Origin of the sequence: Mesorhizobium sp. LNHC232B00 (genome assembly GCF_000502435.1) — a bacterium.
In the GTDB taxonomy this organism is placed as follows: Bacteria; Pseudomonadota; Alphaproteobacteria; order Rhizobiales; family Rhizobiaceae; genus Mesorhizobium; species Mesorhizobium opportunistum.
The window spans coordinates 1-15,270 of sequence record NZ_AYWP01000061.1 but is presented as its reverse complement, the minus strand read 5'-3'; the positions used below and the strand labels follow the sequence as shown (position 1 = coordinate 15,270).

Here is a 15,270-nt window from a genome sequence, read left to right as displayed (position 1 = left end):
TCCCGCGGCCGCCACGCCGCCCGCGGCCGCCGCTCCGGCGACGCAAGCCGCGGTGCCGGTTGGCCAAAAGGCGATCTTCTATGAGGAGCGCACCAGCACCGCGCAGGGTTCGGCCGAGCCCGGCAGCATCGTCTGGTCGCTGGTCCAGGAATCGCCCGGCGGCGACCTGCCGCCCGAGCCGGCGATCCGCGCCGAAGCGACCATCCCCGGCAAGGACATCCAGTTGCGCATGACCATCCGCCGCAACACCGACCAGACGCTGCCGGCCAGCCATATCATCGAGATGATCTTCCTGACGCCCGACGGCTTCGAAGGCGGCGGCGTCGACAACATCCTGCGCGTTGCCATGAAAAGCTCCGAACAGGATGCCGGCAGCCCGCTGATCGGCATTCCGGCCAAGATCGCCGACGGCTTCTTCCTCGTCGCGCTCAACGACACCAAGGCCGATGAGGACGCCAACATGACGTTGCTGCGCGGCCAGGACTGGATCGACGTGCCGGTCGTCTACAAGACCGGACGGCGGGCGCTGCTGACCATGGAAAAAGGCATACCCGGCGAGAAGGTGTTCGACGAGGCGATCAAGGCCTGGCAGGCCAAGACGGCGGGCTGAGGAGGCGGCCTAACGATCGCCTTCGTTCAGAAACCCTGGAACAGCATGTCGAGCGCTGCGACGATGTCGTCGTGATGCTTTGAGAGGCTTCCCTCCGCGTCCGATAGTTCAGATGCGGTGAAGGCTGACATAAACTGCGTGACCATCACATGATCTTTGCCGTCTATAGCGAAGGTAGGGTTTAGTCGGCGGCCAGGAACCGGAGCTATTTGGGGCAGCATCAGGGGAATAACGACCCTCGTGCTCAGCCCTTCAAGAAGGTCGGACTGCACATCGAGAAGATAACCGTTACCGTCGGCATTCCGATAAAAATCGTAACGTGCCATCAGAACGGCCGATGTTTGGCCAATGGCAGTCCGTTACGCCTAACATACTCGTTGGAGCTTTCGATGGCTTCCTTGTTTTCTTCCTGCCATCGACGCGTCTTCTCCGCCGCTATCGCTTTCGCGATACCTGCCTCGGCAGCGCGGGAGATGTTGATGCCCAACGCCTTGGCGTCTTTGATCAACTGAGAGTCAATGGACGTGTTGACGGACGTCCTCTGAGGTTTTGGCGTCGATTGAAACATGGGGATGCCCTTCTTCCATGCGCATAATATACGCGCATAAAAAACCGCATGCAATCGTTCACCCTTCCATCTCTTCCCGCAACATCTCCAGTTCCAGCCACTCTTCCTCGAGCGCCGCCAGCGTCGCACGCTCCTTGTCGAGGGCGGCGATGGTCTTCTGGAACGAGGTGGGATCGCGCTCGTAATAAGCCGGGTCGGCGATGTTGTTTTCCAATCGCGAGATCGACGCGGTCACCGCCTCGATCTTCTTGGGGAGCGATTCCAGCGCGAATTTCTGCTTGAACGACAGTTTCTTCGCCGGCCCTTTTGGCGCTGCCGGCTCGCTCCTGGCCTGGGCCGGCGTATCGCCGACCTCCGCCTTGGCGCGCGCCTTGCGGTCGTCGAGCCTGGTGCCGCCGCGCTGTGCCAGCATGTCGGAATAGCCACCGGCATATTCGACCCAGCGGCCGCCGCCGTCAGGCGCGATGATGCTGGTGACGGTGCGGTCGAGGAAATCGCGGTCGTGGCTGACCAGGATGACGGTGCCGGCAAAACCGGCGACCAGTTCCTGCAGGAGTTCCAGCGTCTCCATGTCGAGATCGTTGGTCGGCTCGTCGAGCACCAGGAGGTTCGCCGGCCGCGCCAGCACGCGCGCCAGGATCAGCCGCGCCCGTTCGCCGCCGGACAGTTCGCGCACCGGCGTGCGCGCCTGTTCCGGCTTGAACAGGAAATCCTTCATGTAGGAGACGACATGGCGCTGCTCGCCATTGATGACGAGGTTTTCGCCGCGCCCGTCGGTGAGATATTGCGCCAGGGTCTCCTGCGGGTCGACCGCCTCGCGCTTCTGGTCGAGCGTGGCGATTTCGAGATTGGTGCCGAGCCGGACCGAGCCTGCATCGGGCGCCAGTTCGCCGGTCAGCATCTTCAAAAGCGTCGTCTTGCCGGCGCCGTTCGGCCCAACGAGGCCGACGCGGTCGCCGCGCTGGATGCGGGTCGAGAACCCCTTGACGACGGTGAGATCGCCAAAACTCTTCTCGATGTTCTTGGCTTCGATCACCAGCTTGCCGGATTCGGCGGCGTCGCTGGCCACCATGGTCGCCGAACCCTCGGCGCCGCGATGGCCGCGAAAATTCTTGCGCATGGTCTGCAGCTCGCCGAGGCGGCGCATGTTGCGCTTGCGCCGCGCCGTCACGCCATAGCGCAGCCAGTGCTCCTCGCGCACGATCTGGCGGCCGAGCTTGTGCTGCTCGCGCTCTTCCTCTTCCAGCACCTGATCGCGCCACTCCTCGAAATGGCCAAAACCCTTGTCGAGCCTGCGGGTCTGGCCGCGGTCAAGCCAGATGGTGGCGCGCGAGACGCGTTCGAGGAAACGGCGGTCGTGCGAGATGACGATAAGTGCCGACGAGGTGCGGACAAGCTCTTCTTCCAGCCACTCGATGACCGACAGGTCGAGATGGTTGGTCGGCTCATCAAGCAGCAGGATGTCAGGTTCCGGCGCCATGACGCGGGCAAGGGCAGCGCGCCTGGCCTCGCCGCCGGACAGATCGTTCGGCCGCTCCTCGCCCGACAGGCCGAGATGCTCCATCAGATAGCTGGCGCGGTAGGGATCATCGGCGGGGCCGAGGCCTGCCTCGACATAGGCGCGGACCGTCGCGAAGCCTTCCATGTCGGGCATCTGCGGCAGATAGCGCACGGTCGCCGAAGGCTGGCGGAACACCTCGCCGTCCTGGGGTTCGATCAGGCCGGCGGCGATCTTGAGCAACGTCGACTTGCCCGAGCCGTTGCGGCCGACCAACGCGATCTTGTCGCCGGCCGAAGCGGTCAAGGCGGCGCCATCGAGCAGCGGCGTGCCGCCGAAGGTCAGTTTTATCCCGTCGAGATTGAGAAGAGGCGGGGCCATGTCAGCTTTCGGGCAAGGGATAGGGATGAGCGAGCAGCAGCGCGCGGCCATGGCCGAGCGCGATTTCGAGGCCGCCCCTGACCTCGTTGGAGATGGTCAGCGATGAACCGAAGGCCACCTCGACATGGTTCAGCGGCCATTTGGCGCCGGTGACGGTCAGGCCGGCAAGGTCTGAAAAGCCGAGGATCGAAAACAGCGTGCCGTCGGCATAGTCGAAGCCTGTCTTTCTCAACAGCAAGGGTACGCCTTCCTGGGCGCCGCTGGTCAGCACCACTCCGGTGCCGGTCTCGGCCAGCCGCAGGGCGAGCGACAGATGCAGGAAAGCATGGTCGGCCCGTTTGCCGCCGAAAGCGCCTGCCAGCACCAGGCGGGTCGCGCCGCGCGCGAGCGCGGCGGCGATCGCCAGTTCGCCATCGGTCTTGTCCTTCTCCGGCGGAAAGGTTTGGCGGGGCACGGCGGCCAGATCGTCAGGCAGATTGGCCGGCACCGAATCGAAATCACCCACCCAGAGTTCCGGGACAAGGCCGAGCAGCTGCGCATGGCTCATGCCGGCGTCGGCGGCGATCACGCGGCAGCCTTCGATCTGGCGGTCGAGCCGCGGCGTGCGGATGAGATCGCCGCCAAGCAGGATGGTGAATGTGCTCATATCGTGTGGCCCTTACCAGCCCGACACGCGAAACGGAAGGCGGCAAACTCCACTTGCGCGGTTCATTGGCCCGGCCTATGTGTCGAAACGCTCTAACGGGGTGCCGGACGCGATCTTCGCGGACCGGCTGAGAGGCAGTCTCGCCAACCCGCTGAACCTGATCCGGTTTGTACCGGCGGAGGGATTAGACGTTTCGGACAGTCCGACGCCTCAATTCCTTTCAACTCGAACGAAGGAGGCGCCGATGCGCACGCTTTTATACTCTCTTGTCTCGGCAGCGGTTCTGGCGCTGTCCGGGCCGGCCTTGGCCAAGGACAAGCTCACCGTCTACACCTATGAAAGCTTCACCGCCGATTGGGGTCCAGGCCCCGTGGTGAAGAAGGAATTCGAGGCCGAATGCGGCTGCGATGTCGAGTTCGTCTCGGTCGCCGACGGCGTGGCGCTGCTCAATCGCGTCAAGCTCGAAGGGGCCTCGACCAAGGCCGATATCGTGCTCGGCCTCGACACCAATCTCACCGCCGACGCCAAGGCCACCGGCCTGTTCGTGCCGCATGGCGCGGTCAGCGACGTCGATGTGCCGGGCGGCTGGAGCGACGATACTTTTGTCCCCTTCGACTATGGCTATTTCGCCGTCGTCTATGACACGCAGAAGCTGAAGACACCGCCCAAGAGCCTGAAGGAACTGGTCGAGGGCAGTGCCGACGACAAGATCGTCATCCAGGATCCGCGCACCTCGACGCCCGGCCTCGGCCTGATTTTGTGGGTCAAGTCGGTCTATGGCGACAAGGCGCCGGAGGCCTGGGCCAAGCTCAAGGCGAAGGTGCTGACGGTGACGCCGGGCTGGAGCGAGGCCTACGGCCTGTTCACCAAGGGCGAGGCGCCGATGGTGCTGTCCTACACCACGTCGCCGGCCTATCACATGATCGCCGAGAACAGCGAGCGCTACCAGGCGGCGTCCTTCGAGGAGGGCGAATACCTGCAGATCGAGGTCGCCGGCATCACCACCACGGGCGCCAAGAACCCGCTGGCTGCAAAGTTCATGGCCTTCATGACCAGCCCGAAATTCCAGGACGCCATCCCCGAGACCAACTGGATGTTCCCTGCCGGCAAGACCGACAAGCCGCTCAACCCGGCCTTCGACAAACTGGTCAAGCCGACCAAGACCTTGCTGTTCAACCCCGAGGAGGTCGCCGCCAACCGCAAAGCCTGGGTGGACGAATGGCTTTCGGTGATGAGCAAGTAGGGTTGAGGCAAACCGAGCGAAGATGATTGCTCTACGGCGCCCCCCTCTGTCCTGCCGGACATCTCCCCCACAACGGGGGAGATCGAACGTCATCGGTGATTTCGCAAATCGCCGACGCTGCAGATATAAGCTAAGCGCGGAAACTGCCAATCTCCCCCCAAGTGGGGGAGATGTCCGGCAGGACAGAGGGGGGCGCCGTAGAGCACAATCCTTTGTAAGTGCCGCGACGCGAAGACAGGCGGTCCAGCGTGCAACGCGCGTCTGACCCCCGCGTCACCGCAGGCATCATCGGGCTCGCCGCGATCGCGCTGCTGATCGGTGGCGCGTTTGCCGGGCTGCTTGTCGAGGGCGCCCACGATCTCACGGGCGCTTGGGCGGCCTTCGATCCCTATCTGCTGCGCGTCGTGCGCTTCACGCTCTGGCAGGCCGCGCTCTCGACACTTCTGTCGGTCATGCCGGCGCTGTTCGTGGCGCGTGCGCTGTCGCGGCACCCGCGCTTCCCTGGCCGCGCCTTCATCCTGCAGCTCTTTGCCGTGCCGCTGGCGTTGCCGGCCATCGTCGCGGCGCTCGGGATCCTGGCGCTTTACGGCCGCGCCGGTTATTTCGCCGGCCTGTTCGGCGCGGTCGGCGGCCAGGGCTGGCCAGGCATTTACGGCCTGTCCGGCATCCTTATCGCCCATGTCTTCTTCAACCTGCCGCTCAGCACGCGGCTGTTCCTCGAGACGCTGCAGACCATTCCTGCCGACCAGTGGCGGCTGGCGAGCCAGCTTGGCATGGGCGCGCGGCCGGCGTTCCGGCTGATCGAATGGCCGACGCTGCGCGCCGCCTTGCCCGGCGTCGCCGGGCTCGTCTTCATGCTCTGCATTACCTCCTTCACCATCGTGCTGACGCTCGGCGGCGGACCAGGCGCGACGACGCTGGAAGTCGGCATCTATCAGGCGCTGCGCTTCGATTTCGATCCCGCGCGGGCGGTCGCGCTGACGCTGCTGCAGATCGCCTTGACCTTTATCGTGGTGCTGACGCTGACGCGGCTTGGCGCCAATATCGTCGGCGACACCAACCTGCCGGTCGCACCGCGCCGTTATCTCTCCGTCAACCGGACCGAGACCTGGCTGAACGCGGCGCTCATCGTGCTGGCGCTGCTGTTCGTTGCCGGACCGATGGCGGCCACGGTGATCGCCGGGCTTGGCGCCGATCTCGGCCGGCTCGCCGAAGAGGCCGCAGTTCGGCAGGCGACGCTGACGAGTGCGGTGCTGGCCTTCCTGTCGGCGCTGCTTTCGGTGATGCTGTCGCTGGCCTTGACCATGGCGCGCCGAGCGCTGGCGCTGAACCGCCGCTCCGGGCCAAGGACGCTGCTCGAACACGCCACCGATACCGGCGCGGGGTTCGTCCTGGTCGTGCCGCCCATCGTCATCGGCGCCGGCTGGTTCCTGCTGCTGCGCCATGCCGGCGATGTCTTCGCCATCGCCCCGGTCATGGTCGTCACCGTCAATGCGGTGATGGCGATGCCTTTTGCGTTGCGCGCCGTCCGTCCCGCCTATGATGCGGGCAGCGAGCGTCACGAACGGCTCTGCGCGCAGCTCGGCATAGCGGGCTGGGCCAGGCTGCGGCTGGTCGACTGGCCGTCGCTGCGGCGGCCGCTCGCCACCGCCTTCGCCTTCGCCATGGCGCTGTCGCTTGGCGATCTCGGTGTCATCGCGCTGTTCGGCAGTGATTCCGTGCAGACATTGCCCTACCTTCTGCTGGCGCGCATGGGCAGCTACCGCACCGCGGATGCCGCCGGCCTGGCACTGTTGCTCGGCCTGGTTTGCCTGGCGCTGGTCCTGGCAGCGGACCGGCTGGGGAAAGGAATGGCCCGCGATGTCTGACGGGGCGATTGGCAGGAAAGACGGGGCGATTGGCAGGAAAGGTGTTCCGGTGCGGCTGGATAAGGTTTCGTTCAGCTATGGCGAGGCGCCGCTTGCCTTCGATGTCGCGTTCGCCGCAGCGGAAATCACCGCCATCATGGGGCCGAGCGGCTCGGGCAAATCGACGCTGCTCAACCTGGTCGCCGGGTTCGAGACGCCACGCTCCGGCCGTGTGCTGATCGGTGGGGCCGATGTCGGCGGCGCGCCTCCGGCGGCGCGGCCGGTGTCGATGGTGTTCCAGGAAAACAACCTTTTCGCTCATCTCAGCGTCGAGCAGAATGTCGGGCTCGGCCGCTCGCCGTCGCTGCGGCTGACCGAGGCCGACCGCGCGGCGATTGCCGACGCGCTTGCGCGGACCGGCCTTGCCGGCAAGGAACAACGCTTGCCGCGCGAACTCTCGGGCGGTGAGCGCCAGCGCGTCGCCCTGGCCCGCGTGCTGGTGCGCGATCGCCCGGTGCTGCTGCTCGACGAACCCTTCGCCTCGCTCGGGCCCGCTTTGCGCGACGACATGCTCGACCTGGTTGCCGGCGTCCATGCCGACCATGGCATGACGGTGCTGTTCGTCACGCACCAGCCGCAGGATGCGCGCCGCATCGGCCAGAATGTGGTGTTTCTGGACAATGGCGCCGTCGCGGCCACCGGCTCCGCCGACGATTTCTTTGCCGGGGCTGGTCCCGAGGCGTTCCGGCGCTATATCGGTGCCGGTGCTGGGGATGCCGTATCACGAGATATTGCCCGGAAGCGGACATAATTTACGGTCAAACCGGCTTCGGGCGAAGTGGCGCTTGCTTGCCATGGCAGACGTAGTGTGGCTAGGTCCGCCCTATTGGTCCGGCACAGGCCGTGATTTGCCTACAGCATCCGCCGCACGCCCCGAGGGACGTGTGACGGATGCTGTAGTAGTTTGTTTGCGCATGACAATTCCGAAGATCGCCCCCGATTTTCGCGGTCATGCGCCGGGACCCGAAAGGAAGCCGTTCTGGCGATCGGCGTTGACAGACCAAGATGGAACCCGCTGGCGCGCTTTCTGGCGCTGGCCGGTTTTGCCGTGGCGCTCGCAAGCTGCCAGATGTTCACACCTCCGGCAGTCCAGGAATCCGGCTTCCAGCCGTCCGACAGGCCGATCACGGTCGACAATGTCGGCGCCAACAACAAACTCGCCGAACTAGCCAAGGCGCAGCACCCGCGCATCCTGGCGACCTATGGCGGGGAATATTCCGATCCCAAGCTCGAGCGCATGGTCGCCAAGGTGGTCGGCAGCCTGACCGTGGTGTCGGCCAATCCGACCCAGACCTACCGCATCACCATCTTGAATTCGCCCAACGTCAACGCCTTCGCGCTGCCGGGCGGTTATCTCTACATCACGCGCGGCCTGCTGGCGCTGGCAAACGATTCGTCCGAACTCGCCGCGGTCATCGCGCACGAGATGGGCCACGTCACCGCCAACCACGGCCTGCAACGCCAGCAGCTGGAGGCCGAGGAAGGCCTGGCGACCAAGGTGGTCTCGGATGTGCTCGGCGACAGCCCGACCGCCAAGGCGGCACTGATCCGCGGCAAGCTCAGGCTGGCGCAGTTCTCGCGCAACCAGGAATTGGAAGCGGACGCCATCGGCATCAAGTCGATCGGCGAAGCCGGCTATGATCCATACGCCGCCGGCCGGTTCCTGCAGTCGATGTCGGCCTATACCGATTTCCGCTCGATCAGCGGTGCCACCGACGCCAGCCTCGACTTCCTGGCGACGCACCCCAACACGCCGCAGCGCATCGATCTGGCGCAGCGCCATGCCCGCCAGTTCGGCGCACCCGGCGTCGGCACGCGCGACCGCGATTCCTTCCTCGCCGGCATAGACGGCCTGCTCTACGGAGATACGCCGGAGGAAGGCTATGTGCGCGGCGAGACCTTCCTGCATCCGGGCCTCGGTGTGTCATTCACGGTGCCGGATGGCTTCATCATCGACAATTCCGCGGCAGCGGTGACGGCGACCGGGCCGGGTGACATAGCCATCCGCTTCGACGGCGTTTCGATCGACAAGAACCGCGCCTTGACCGACTACATCCGCAGCGGCTGGGTCGCCGGTCTCGACGACAGCACCGTCAAGCAGGAAACGATCAACGGCAACGAGGCGGCGACCGCGCATGCCGGCGCCGAAGGCTGGCAGTTCGACATCGCGGTGATCCGCGCCGGCGGCCAGGTCTACCGGCTGCTGACCGCGGCCCCCTCGGCCAGCACCTCGCTCGACACGGTGGCACGCTCGGTCAGCGGGTCGTTCCGTATCCTGAGCCCTGCTGAAAAAGCGGCCCTGAAGCCGCTGCACATCCGCGTGCTCACCGTGCAGCCGGGACAGACCATGGGCTCGCTCGCCGCGCAGATGGTGGGCGTCGACCGCAAGCTCGACCTGTTCCGCGTGCTCAATGCGCTGTCGCCGGGTGCCGCTGTTTCGGCCGGTGACAAGGTCAAGATCGTCACCGACAAGTAAGAGCCGGCTTCGCGATCAGGCGGCTGTCGCCAGGAACTCCGGATTCTGCTTCACCAGCGCGACCTTGAGCTTTTCCATGGCGCGGGCCTCGATCTGGCGTACGCGTTCCTTGGAAATGCCGAGCGTTTCGCCGAGTGCCTCAAGCGTCGCACCCTCGTCGCTGAGCCGGCGTTCCTCGATGATGCGCAGTTCGCGGGCGTTGAGGGCGGCGAGAGCCGCTTTCAGCCAGACGGAGCGGCGCGCGACATCGATGCGGTCGCTGACGACCTCATCGGGCAGCGGATCGTCCGAGACCAGGAAATCCATCCGCTCGGTGGCGCCCGCATCGTCGGCCAGCGGCACGTTGAGCGAGGAATCCGGAGCCGACAGCCGCGAATCCATCATCGCCACATCGGCTTCGGAAACACCAAGCGCAACCGACACTTCGCGATACAGGGTTTCGTTGGAGAGCGGCTCGGCGCCGTTTGCCAAGCGGGCACGCAAGCGCCTGAGATTGAAGAACAGAGCCTTTTGCGCGGAACTCGTGCCGCCGCGCACGATCGACCAATTGCGCAGGATGTAGTCCTGCATCGAGGCCCGGATCCACCATGTCGCATAGGTCGAGAACCGCACCTCGCGTTCGGGCTCGAAGCGCGCGGCGGCCTCGAGCAGGCCGACATGGCCTTCCTGGATCAGGTCGCCAAGCGGCAGGCCGTAATGGCGGAATTTGGAAGCCATGGAAATGACCAGCCGCATATGGGCGACGGTGATGCTGTGCAAAGCGTTCTGGTCGTTGTCTTCTTTCCAGAGCAGGGCCAGCCGATGCTCCTCGTCACGCTCCAGGTAGGGGGCCTTCATGGCCGCGCGGACCATGGTCCGTCCTGCCGTGTCTTCCATCATGAGGCACTCCCTGGCTCAGGCGATGCGAATAACGAACTGGCAGGGCGTCGGGTTGAAATCGCGGCGTCGTGCCCTAGAACAGCCAAAACTGCCATGCGCGAGAAAAGTTCCGCCCGCGCGGGCAGGCGAGCGGTATCATCCGGGCGATTTCGCAGCGGTTGCCTGGACCATCAGGATGCTGCGAATAAGTCTCCTTCGGAGAATGCGGTTTCAGAAATCCATCGTTTTTGAAATCTCGTTCCTTATTTTTTCGACCTGCATCTGTCATTTTCCAGCCCTCACAACATGCCGGGTTGCCGGCCAAGGACGGGATCACAGAAAAATGAAATGGCTCAAGTCGCTCATCATCGCCGGAACGCTGCAAGCCCTGGCTGTCGCATCGGGCCATGCCGGCGCCAATCTCGACCAGATCAAGCAGGCCGGGGTCATCAAGGTGGGCACGGAAGGCACTTACGCACCCTTCACCTATCATGACGCTTCCGGCGCGCTGGTCGGCTTCGATGTCGAAATCGCCAAGGCGATCGGCGACAAGCTCGGGGTGAAGGTCGAGTTCCTCGAGGGCAAGTGGGACGGACTGATCGCCGGCCTCGACGTCAACCGTTACGATGCCGTCATCAACGAAGTCGGCATCACCGACGCCCGCAAGGCCAAGTATGATTTCTCCGACCCCTACATCGCGTCCAAGGCGGTGCTGATCGTGCGCGGCGACAACACCGACATCAAGACCTTCGCCGATCTCAAGGGCAAGAAGTCGGCGCAGTCACTGACCTCGAATTTCGGCAAGCTGGCCGAGACGAACGGCGCCGAGCTGGTCGGCACCGATGGCTTCGACCAGTCGATCCAGCTGCTTTTGACCGGCCGTGCCGACGCCACCATCAACGACAGCCTGTCGTTCCTCGACTTCAAAAAGCACAAGCCCGACGCCAATGTGAAGATCGCCGCGCAAGAGGAAAACGCCGACTATTCCGGCGTCATCGTGCGCAAGGGCGATCCCGAGCTGGTCGCCGCGATCAACAAGGCGCTGGCCGACATCAAGGCGGATGGCACCTATCAGAAGATCGCCGACACCTATTTCGGCCAGGACGTTTCGAAGTAAGTTTTCCTGGGATGGGCCGGTTCCCGGCCCGTGCGATGCATCCAGCGGCGAGCCGTCTTTGACGGTTTGCCGCTTTTGTCGTGATATGGCTGACGTCTAGCATTCTGGAGGGTCTTTCGTGCCGCACTGGCTGCAACTGATGCTGGAGTCGCTGCCTTCGCTGCTGTGGGCCGCGCTGATCTTCACCGTGCCATTGACGCTGCTGTCCTTCGTGCTGGGCCTGACGGTCGGCCTGGGCGCGGCGCTCGGCCGGCTGTTCGGACCCAAGCCGCTGGTCGCGCTCGTGCGCTTCTATGTCTGGATATTTCGCGGCACGCCGCTCCTGGTGCAGCTGTTCCTGATCTTCTACGGCCTGCCATCGGTCGGCATATTGCTCGATGCCTTGACCGCGGCGCTGATCGGCTTCACGCTCAACATCGGCGCCTACACGTCGGAGATCATCCGCGCCGCCATCGGCTCGGTGCCGAAAGGCCAGTGGGAGGCCGCCTATTCGATCGGCATGACCTGGAGCCAGGCGATGCGGCGCACCATCCTGCCGCAGGCCGGCCGGGTCGCGGTGCCGCCGCTGTCCAACACCTTCATCTCGCTGGTCAAGGACACCTCGCTGGCAGCCGCCATCACCGTGCCGGAGATGTTCCAGGCGGCGCAGCGCATCGTCGCCACCACCTACGAGCCGCTGATCCTCTATGTCGAGGCGGCAATCCTCTATCTGGCGATGAGCTCGGTGCTGTCGGCCCTGCAGACGCGGCTGGAGGAACGGCTCAACCGCTATGGCGGCTTCCTGGAGGCACGCTCATGATCGGCCTCACCGACATCGAAAAGCGCTTCGGCGACAATCTGGTGCTGAAGGGTGTGACCGTCGCCATCGACGAAGGCAGCGTCACCGCGCTTGTTGGCCCTTCGGGTGGGGGAAAAAGCACGCTGCTGCGCTGCATCAACCTTCTGGAGATCCCGACATCGGGCACGGTCCGCATTGGCGACGAAACGCTGGAATTCCGCCCGGGCATCAAGGTGGCGACCGCCGACATCAGGCGCCTGCGCCTGCAGACCGGCATGGTGTTCCAGAATTTCCAGCTGTTCCCGCACCGCACCGCGATCGAGAATGTCATGGAAGGCCTGGTGACGGTGCTCAAATGGTCGCCGCAGAGGGCGCGCCAGCGGGCGCTGGCGCTGCTGGAGAAGGTCGGCATGGAGCACAAGGCCGATGCGTGGCCGGCGACGCTGTCGGGCGGCCAACAGCAGCGCGTGGCCATTGCCCGGGCACTGGCGCCATCGCCGAAAGTGCTGCTCTGCGACGAGCCGACCTCGGCGCTCGATCCGGAATTGGCTCAGGAGGTGGTCGACGTGCTTGGCAAGCTCGCCAGCGAAGGCACGACCATGGTGATGGCGACGCACGACCTGCGCCTCGCCTCCAAGATCGCCCAGGAAGTGATCTTCCTCGATGCCGGCGTCGTCGTCGAAAAGGGGCCGTCCGCCGTGCTGTTCGGCAATCCGGAGCGCGAACGGACCAAGCGGTTCATCGCGACGCTGAAGCAGGAGGCGGAGAAGGAGGCCAAGGGGTGAGTCTTCTACTTCCCCCCTTGTGGGAGGTCGGACCGAAGGTCCGGAGGGTAGGCGCTGTCCCCCACCCCGCTGCTTTGCAGCGACCCTCCCCACAAGGGGGAGGGTAAGCAAAAACCCGGCGCGAGGCCGGGTTTTTCAGAACTCGAAGGTTCAAAGGCTCAGGCAGCTTCTTCCTGCTCGGCTTCCTCGTTGTCGGCCTTGGCGCCGCGCTTAGGGCCCTTGTTGAGATTGACCTCGATCAGGCGGACGGCTTCGGTTTCCGACATGCGGTTGACGGCCGCGATCTCGCGGGCCATGCGGTCGAGCGCCGCCTCATAGAGCTGGCGTTCGGAATAGGACTGCTCCGGCTGATTGTCGGCACGGTAGAGGTCGCGCACGACTTCGGAGATCGAGATCAAGTCGCCCGAATTGATCTTGGCATCATATTCCTGGGCGCGACGCGACCACATGGTGCGCTTGACGCGGGCGCGGCCCTGAACGACCTTCAGCGCGCGCTCGACATAATCCTCTTCCGAGAGCTTGCGCATGCCGATGGAGGTCGCCTTGGCGACCGGCACCTTCAGGCGCATCTTGTCCTTCTGGAAGTCGATGACGAAGAGTTCCAGCTTGTGACCGGCCACTTCCTGCTCATCGATCGACACGATCTGGCCGACGCCGTGCGCCGGATAGACAATGTACTCACCGGTCTTGAAACCATGACGCGCGCCGGTGGACTTCTTCTGCGGGGTGATCGTAGCCATTACGCCGTGAACTCCTTGTTGTGGTGCCGGCGTCCTGCCGGCCCGAACTCGTGCGATCGGGGGACCCGATCCTTAGCCGCACAACAGATGAACCCATCGGAAAAGCCGGACCGGCAAACCGCACAGATTGCGACCGCCTGGCCCAGATCGCTCTGGTCCGGAATGGGATTTTCACCTTTCAGTGATTTGGGGCGTCTGCGCCATAAATCGACGTGTGTCACCGGCATGTTTCGCTGATGTAACACAAAAAGTCGGAAGAATCAAGGTTTTGCTGCGTAAGCGAAGGCCACAGGTCCATGCCGCCTGTCAAGACGATCAATGCGGCATGGCTCTTACCTTGGGTAATACCGGCCTTCGCGGCCGGCTTGTCAATCGCCTTCGCCGGGCTCGGCGGAGAAGTATTTCTCGAATTTGCCAGCCTCGCCGTCGAAGGTTTTAGCGTCGGCCGGCGGCTCCTTCTTGGCGGTGATGTTAGGCCATTTCTCAGCGTATTCGGTGTTGATCTGCAGCCATTTGTCGAGGCCCGACTCGGTGTCGGGCTTGATCGCGTCGGCGGGGCATTCCGGCTCGCAGACGCCGCAGTCGATGCACTCGTCGGGATGAATGACGAGCATGTTCTCGCCTTCGTAGAAACAGTCGACCGGACAGACCTCGATGCAATCCATGTATTTGCATTTGATGCAGTTGTCGGTCACGACATAGGTCATCGGTCGGCTCCGGGACGTCCCAGCTCTATTGGGCCAGTTTTGTTGGGCTTTTTCCGTGAGGTAACGCCTTTGTCCGTCGCTTGCAAGGGCGGCCATGCCCGGCGGCATCGTCGTTTCCGGAATGAAATTCGAGCACGCCGGGTACGGCAGGGGCATTTGATGTCCTGTTTGCCGGGTCCGGTTTCCGTCTGGCGTCTGTCGCCGTCCCAAAATCGCTAGTGGCGCGCTTGACCACAACCTCTTGGGCGACAAACCTCAATCTTCGCCGAGCAAGCGGTCGGTCTGGCGGCGCTCCCGTTTGGTTGGGCGGCCGCTGCCGGCCTCGCGCAGCGCCGGGATGGCATCGGGCACGCTGTCGGCCTTCGGTGTAGGCAGCGGCGACATGTCCTCGTAGAGGGTGCGAGCCTCCTCGGCCGGGCCGCGCCGCACACCGGCACCGAGCACCTTCCAGACGAAAATGCGCCGGTCGAGCGTGATGGTCAGCACATCGCCCGGCTTGACCAGATCCGAGGCCTGCGCTGCTTTGTCGCGATTGATACGCACGCGGCCGGCGACCACCAGCTTCGCCGCCAACGAGCGCGATTTCACGGCTCGCGAGAAGAAGAGCCATTTGTCAATGCGCTGGCGGCCTTCAGCAACCATCGAAGCGCTATCTCTTGGTCTAGGGGCCTACTTCTTCAGCTGGTCGCGCAAGGCGGCGAGCTTGGCGAAGGGTGAGTCCGGATCGAAGCGGACCGGGCGTTCTTCGCGCGGCTTCGGCTGGAAAACGGGCTTTGCGCCCCCCTGATCGGGCCGACCGCCCTTGCCTTCCGGCCTGCCGCCCTTCCAGTCGGGCCGGCCGTCGCGGCGTTCGGGACGCTCGCCTTGCGGGCGGCCGTCGCGGCGCTGTTCGCCTTCGCCCTGCGGCTTGGGCTTGAACTTCGAGCGGTCGAAGCGCGGTTTGCCGGCGCCGTCGC

Annotated in this window: 16 protein-coding genes, 1 pseudogene and 1 riboswitch; of the genes and pseudogenes, 8 read left to right on the top strand and 9 right to left on the bottom strand. The window is 64.4% G+C overall.

Annotated features, from left to right (window positions below):
- Positions 1-610: pseudogene (locus X743_RS138060) on the top strand (hypothetical protein); the annotation flags it as partial.
- A gap of 26 nt (positions 611-636) precedes the next feature.
- Here the strand turns inward: X743_RS138060 and X743_RS138065 are convergent.
- From X743_RS138065 to X743_RS138080, 4 genes are read right to left on the bottom strand one after another with little or no spacing between them, the layout of a single operon-like run.
- Positions 637-936, bottom strand: coding sequence for a CcdB family protein (locus X743_RS138065; protein WP_023769400.1), 300 nt, complete (start codon positions 934-936; stop codon positions 637-639).
- A complete protein-coding gene (locus tag X743_RS138070; protein WP_023769399.1) occupies positions 936-1,178 on the bottom strand; it encodes a type II toxin-antitoxin system CcdA family antitoxin in 243 nt (80 codons plus the stop codon). The genes X743_RS138065 and X743_RS138070 overlap by 1 nt, the downstream gene beginning before the upstream one ends.
- A gap of 58 nt (positions 1,179-1,236) precedes the next feature.
- A complete protein-coding gene (locus X743_RS138075; protein WP_023769398.1) occupies positions 1,237-3,057 on the bottom strand; it encodes an ABC-F family ATP-binding cassette domain-containing protein in 1,821 nt (606 codons plus the stop codon).
- 1 nt (position 3,058) lies between these two features.
- Entirely contained in the window at positions 3,059-3,703 is a 645-nt protein-coding gene (locus X743_RS138080) for a thiamine diphosphokinase (RefSeq protein ID WP_023769397.1), read from the bottom strand.
- Between the two features lie 86 nt (positions 3,704-3,789).
- A riboswitch (TPP riboswitch) is annotated at positions 3,790-3,904 on the top strand.
- Between the two features lie 43 nt (positions 3,905-3,947).
- On the opposite strand from X743_RS138080, the gene thiB reads away from it, so the two are divergent.
- From thiB to X743_RS138100, 4 genes are all read left to right on the top strand, one after another.
- Positions 3,948-4,946, top strand: coding sequence for a thiamine ABC transporter substrate binding subunit (gene thiB, locus X743_RS138085; protein ID WP_023769396.1), 999 nt, complete (start codon positions 3,948-3,950; stop codon positions 4,944-4,946).
- Between the two features lie 248 nt (positions 4,947-5,194).
- Positions 5,195-6,814 (top strand): thiamine/thiamine pyrophosphate ABC transporter permease, encoded by a 1,620-nt coding sequence (thiP, locus tag X743_RS138090; protein WP_031258852.1) that lies wholly within the window; start codon positions 5,195-5,197, stop codon positions 6,812-6,814.
- On the top strand, positions 6,807-7,604 hold the full coding sequence (gene thiQ / locus X743_RS138095; protein ID WP_032923572.1) for a thiamine ABC transporter ATP-binding protein: 798 nt from the start codon (positions 6,807-6,809) through the stop codon (positions 7,602-7,604). Before thiP ends, thiQ begins: the two co-directional genes overlap by 8 nt.
- Before the next feature lie 318 nt (positions 7,605-7,922).
- Complete coding sequence (locus X743_RS138100) at positions 7,923-9,329, top strand: M48 family metalloprotease (RefSeq protein ID WP_224686885.1); 1,407 nt, start codon at positions 7,923-7,925, stop codon at positions 9,327-9,329.
- A gap of 15 nt (positions 9,330-9,344) precedes the next feature.
- Here the strand turns inward: X743_RS138100 and X743_RS138105 are convergent, their stop codons facing one another.
- A complete protein-coding gene (locus tag X743_RS138105; protein WP_023769392.1) occupies positions 9,345-10,208 on the bottom strand; it encodes an RNA polymerase factor sigma-32 in 864 nt (287 codons plus the stop codon).
- Between the two features lie 322 nt (positions 10,209-10,530).
- On the opposite strand from X743_RS138105, the gene X743_RS138110 reads away from it, so the two are divergent.
- From X743_RS138110 to X743_RS138120, 3 genes are all read left to right on the top strand, one after another.
- Positions 10,531-11,304, top strand: coding sequence for an amino acid ABC transporter substrate-binding protein (locus X743_RS138110; RefSeq protein ID WP_013892561.1), 774 nt, complete (start codon positions 10,531-10,533; stop codon positions 11,302-11,304).
- 118 nt (positions 11,305-11,422) lie between these two features.
- Positions 11,423-12,103, top strand: coding sequence for an amino acid ABC transporter permease (locus tag X743_RS138115; protein WP_023769391.1), 681 nt, complete (start codon positions 11,423-11,425; stop codon positions 12,101-12,103).
- Complete coding sequence (locus X743_RS138120) at positions 12,100-12,867, top strand: amino acid ABC transporter ATP-binding protein (protein ID WP_023769390.1); 768 nt, start codon at positions 12,100-12,102, stop codon at positions 12,865-12,867. Before X743_RS138115 ends, X743_RS138120 begins: the two co-directional genes overlap by 4 nt.
- Before the next feature lie 158 nt (positions 12,868-13,025).
- Here the strand turns inward: X743_RS138120 and X743_RS138125 are convergent, their stop codons facing one another.
- The 4 genes from X743_RS138125 to X743_RS01000000169685 form a co-directional block, all read right to left on the bottom strand.
- Positions 13,026-13,607 (bottom strand): CarD family transcriptional regulator, encoded by a 582-nt coding sequence (locus tag X743_RS138125; protein WP_010911999.1) that lies wholly within the window; start codon positions 13,605-13,607, stop codon positions 13,026-13,028.
- A gap of 368 nt (positions 13,608-13,975) precedes the next feature.
- Positions 13,976-14,314: a ferredoxin FdxA gene (gene fdxA / locus X743_RS138130; protein ID WP_013892564.1), complete on the bottom strand. Its 339-nt coding sequence runs from the start codon at positions 14,312-14,314 to the stop codon at positions 13,976-13,978.
- 255 nt (positions 14,315-14,569) lie between these two features.
- Entirely contained in the window at positions 14,570-14,956 is a 387-nt protein-coding gene (locus tag X743_RS138135) for an RNA-binding S4 domain-containing protein (protein WP_023769389.1), read from the bottom strand.
- A 27-nt stretch (positions 14,957-14,983) separates the two neighbouring features.
- On the bottom strand, positions 14,984-15,270 hold a 287-nt coding region (locus X743_RS01000000169685), incomplete at its 5' end, for a hypothetical protein (protein ID WP_032923571.1).

Coding starts and splice junctions, on each gene's coding strand:
- fdxA (WP_013892564.1), bottom strand. CDS start 14,314: ATGACCTATGTCGTGACCGACAACTGCATCAAATGCAAATACATGGAT.
- X743_RS138120 (WP_023769390.1), top strand. CDS start 12,100: ATGATCGGCCTCACCGACATCGAAAAGCGCTTCGGCGACAATCTGGTG.
- X743_RS138100 (WP_224686885.1), top strand. CDS start 7,923: ATGTTCACACCTCCGGCAGTCCAGGAATCCGGCTTCCAGCCGTCCGAC.
- X743_RS138105 (WP_023769392.1), bottom strand. CDS start 10,208: ATGATGGAAGACACGGCAGGACGGACCATGGTCCGCGCGGCCATGAAG.
- X743_RS138110 (WP_013892561.1), top strand. CDS start 10,531: ATGAAATGGCTCAAGTCGCTCATCATCGCCGGAACGCTGCAAGCCCTG.
- X743_RS138075 (WP_023769398.1), bottom strand. CDS start 3,057: ATGGCCCCGCCTCTTCTCAATCTCGACGGGATAAAACTGACCTTCGGC.
- thiQ (WP_032923572.1), top strand. CDS start 6,807: ATGTCTGACGGGGCGATTGGCAGGAAAGACGGGGCGATTGGCAGGAAA.
- X743_RS138125 (WP_010911999.1), bottom strand. CDS start 13,607: ATGGCTACGATCACCCCGCAGAAGAAGTCCACCGGCGCGCGTCATGGT.
- X743_RS138070 (WP_023769399.1), bottom strand. CDS start 1,178: ATGTTTCAATCGACGCCAAAACCTCAGAGGACGTCCGTCAACACGTCC.
- X743_RS138080 (WP_023769397.1), bottom strand. CDS start 3,703: ATGAGCACATTCACCATCCTGCTTGGCGGCGATCTCATCCGCACGCCG.
- thiB (WP_023769396.1), top strand. CDS start 3,948: ATGCGCACGCTTTTATACTCTCTTGTCTCGGCAGCGGTTCTGGCGCTG.
- X743_RS138065 (WP_023769400.1), bottom strand. CDS start 936: ATGGCACGTTACGATTTTTATCGGAATGCCGACGGTAACGGTTATCTT.
- X743_RS138135 (WP_023769389.1), bottom strand. CDS start 14,956: ATGGTTGCTGAAGGCCGCCAGCGCATTGACAAATGGCTCTTCTTCTCG.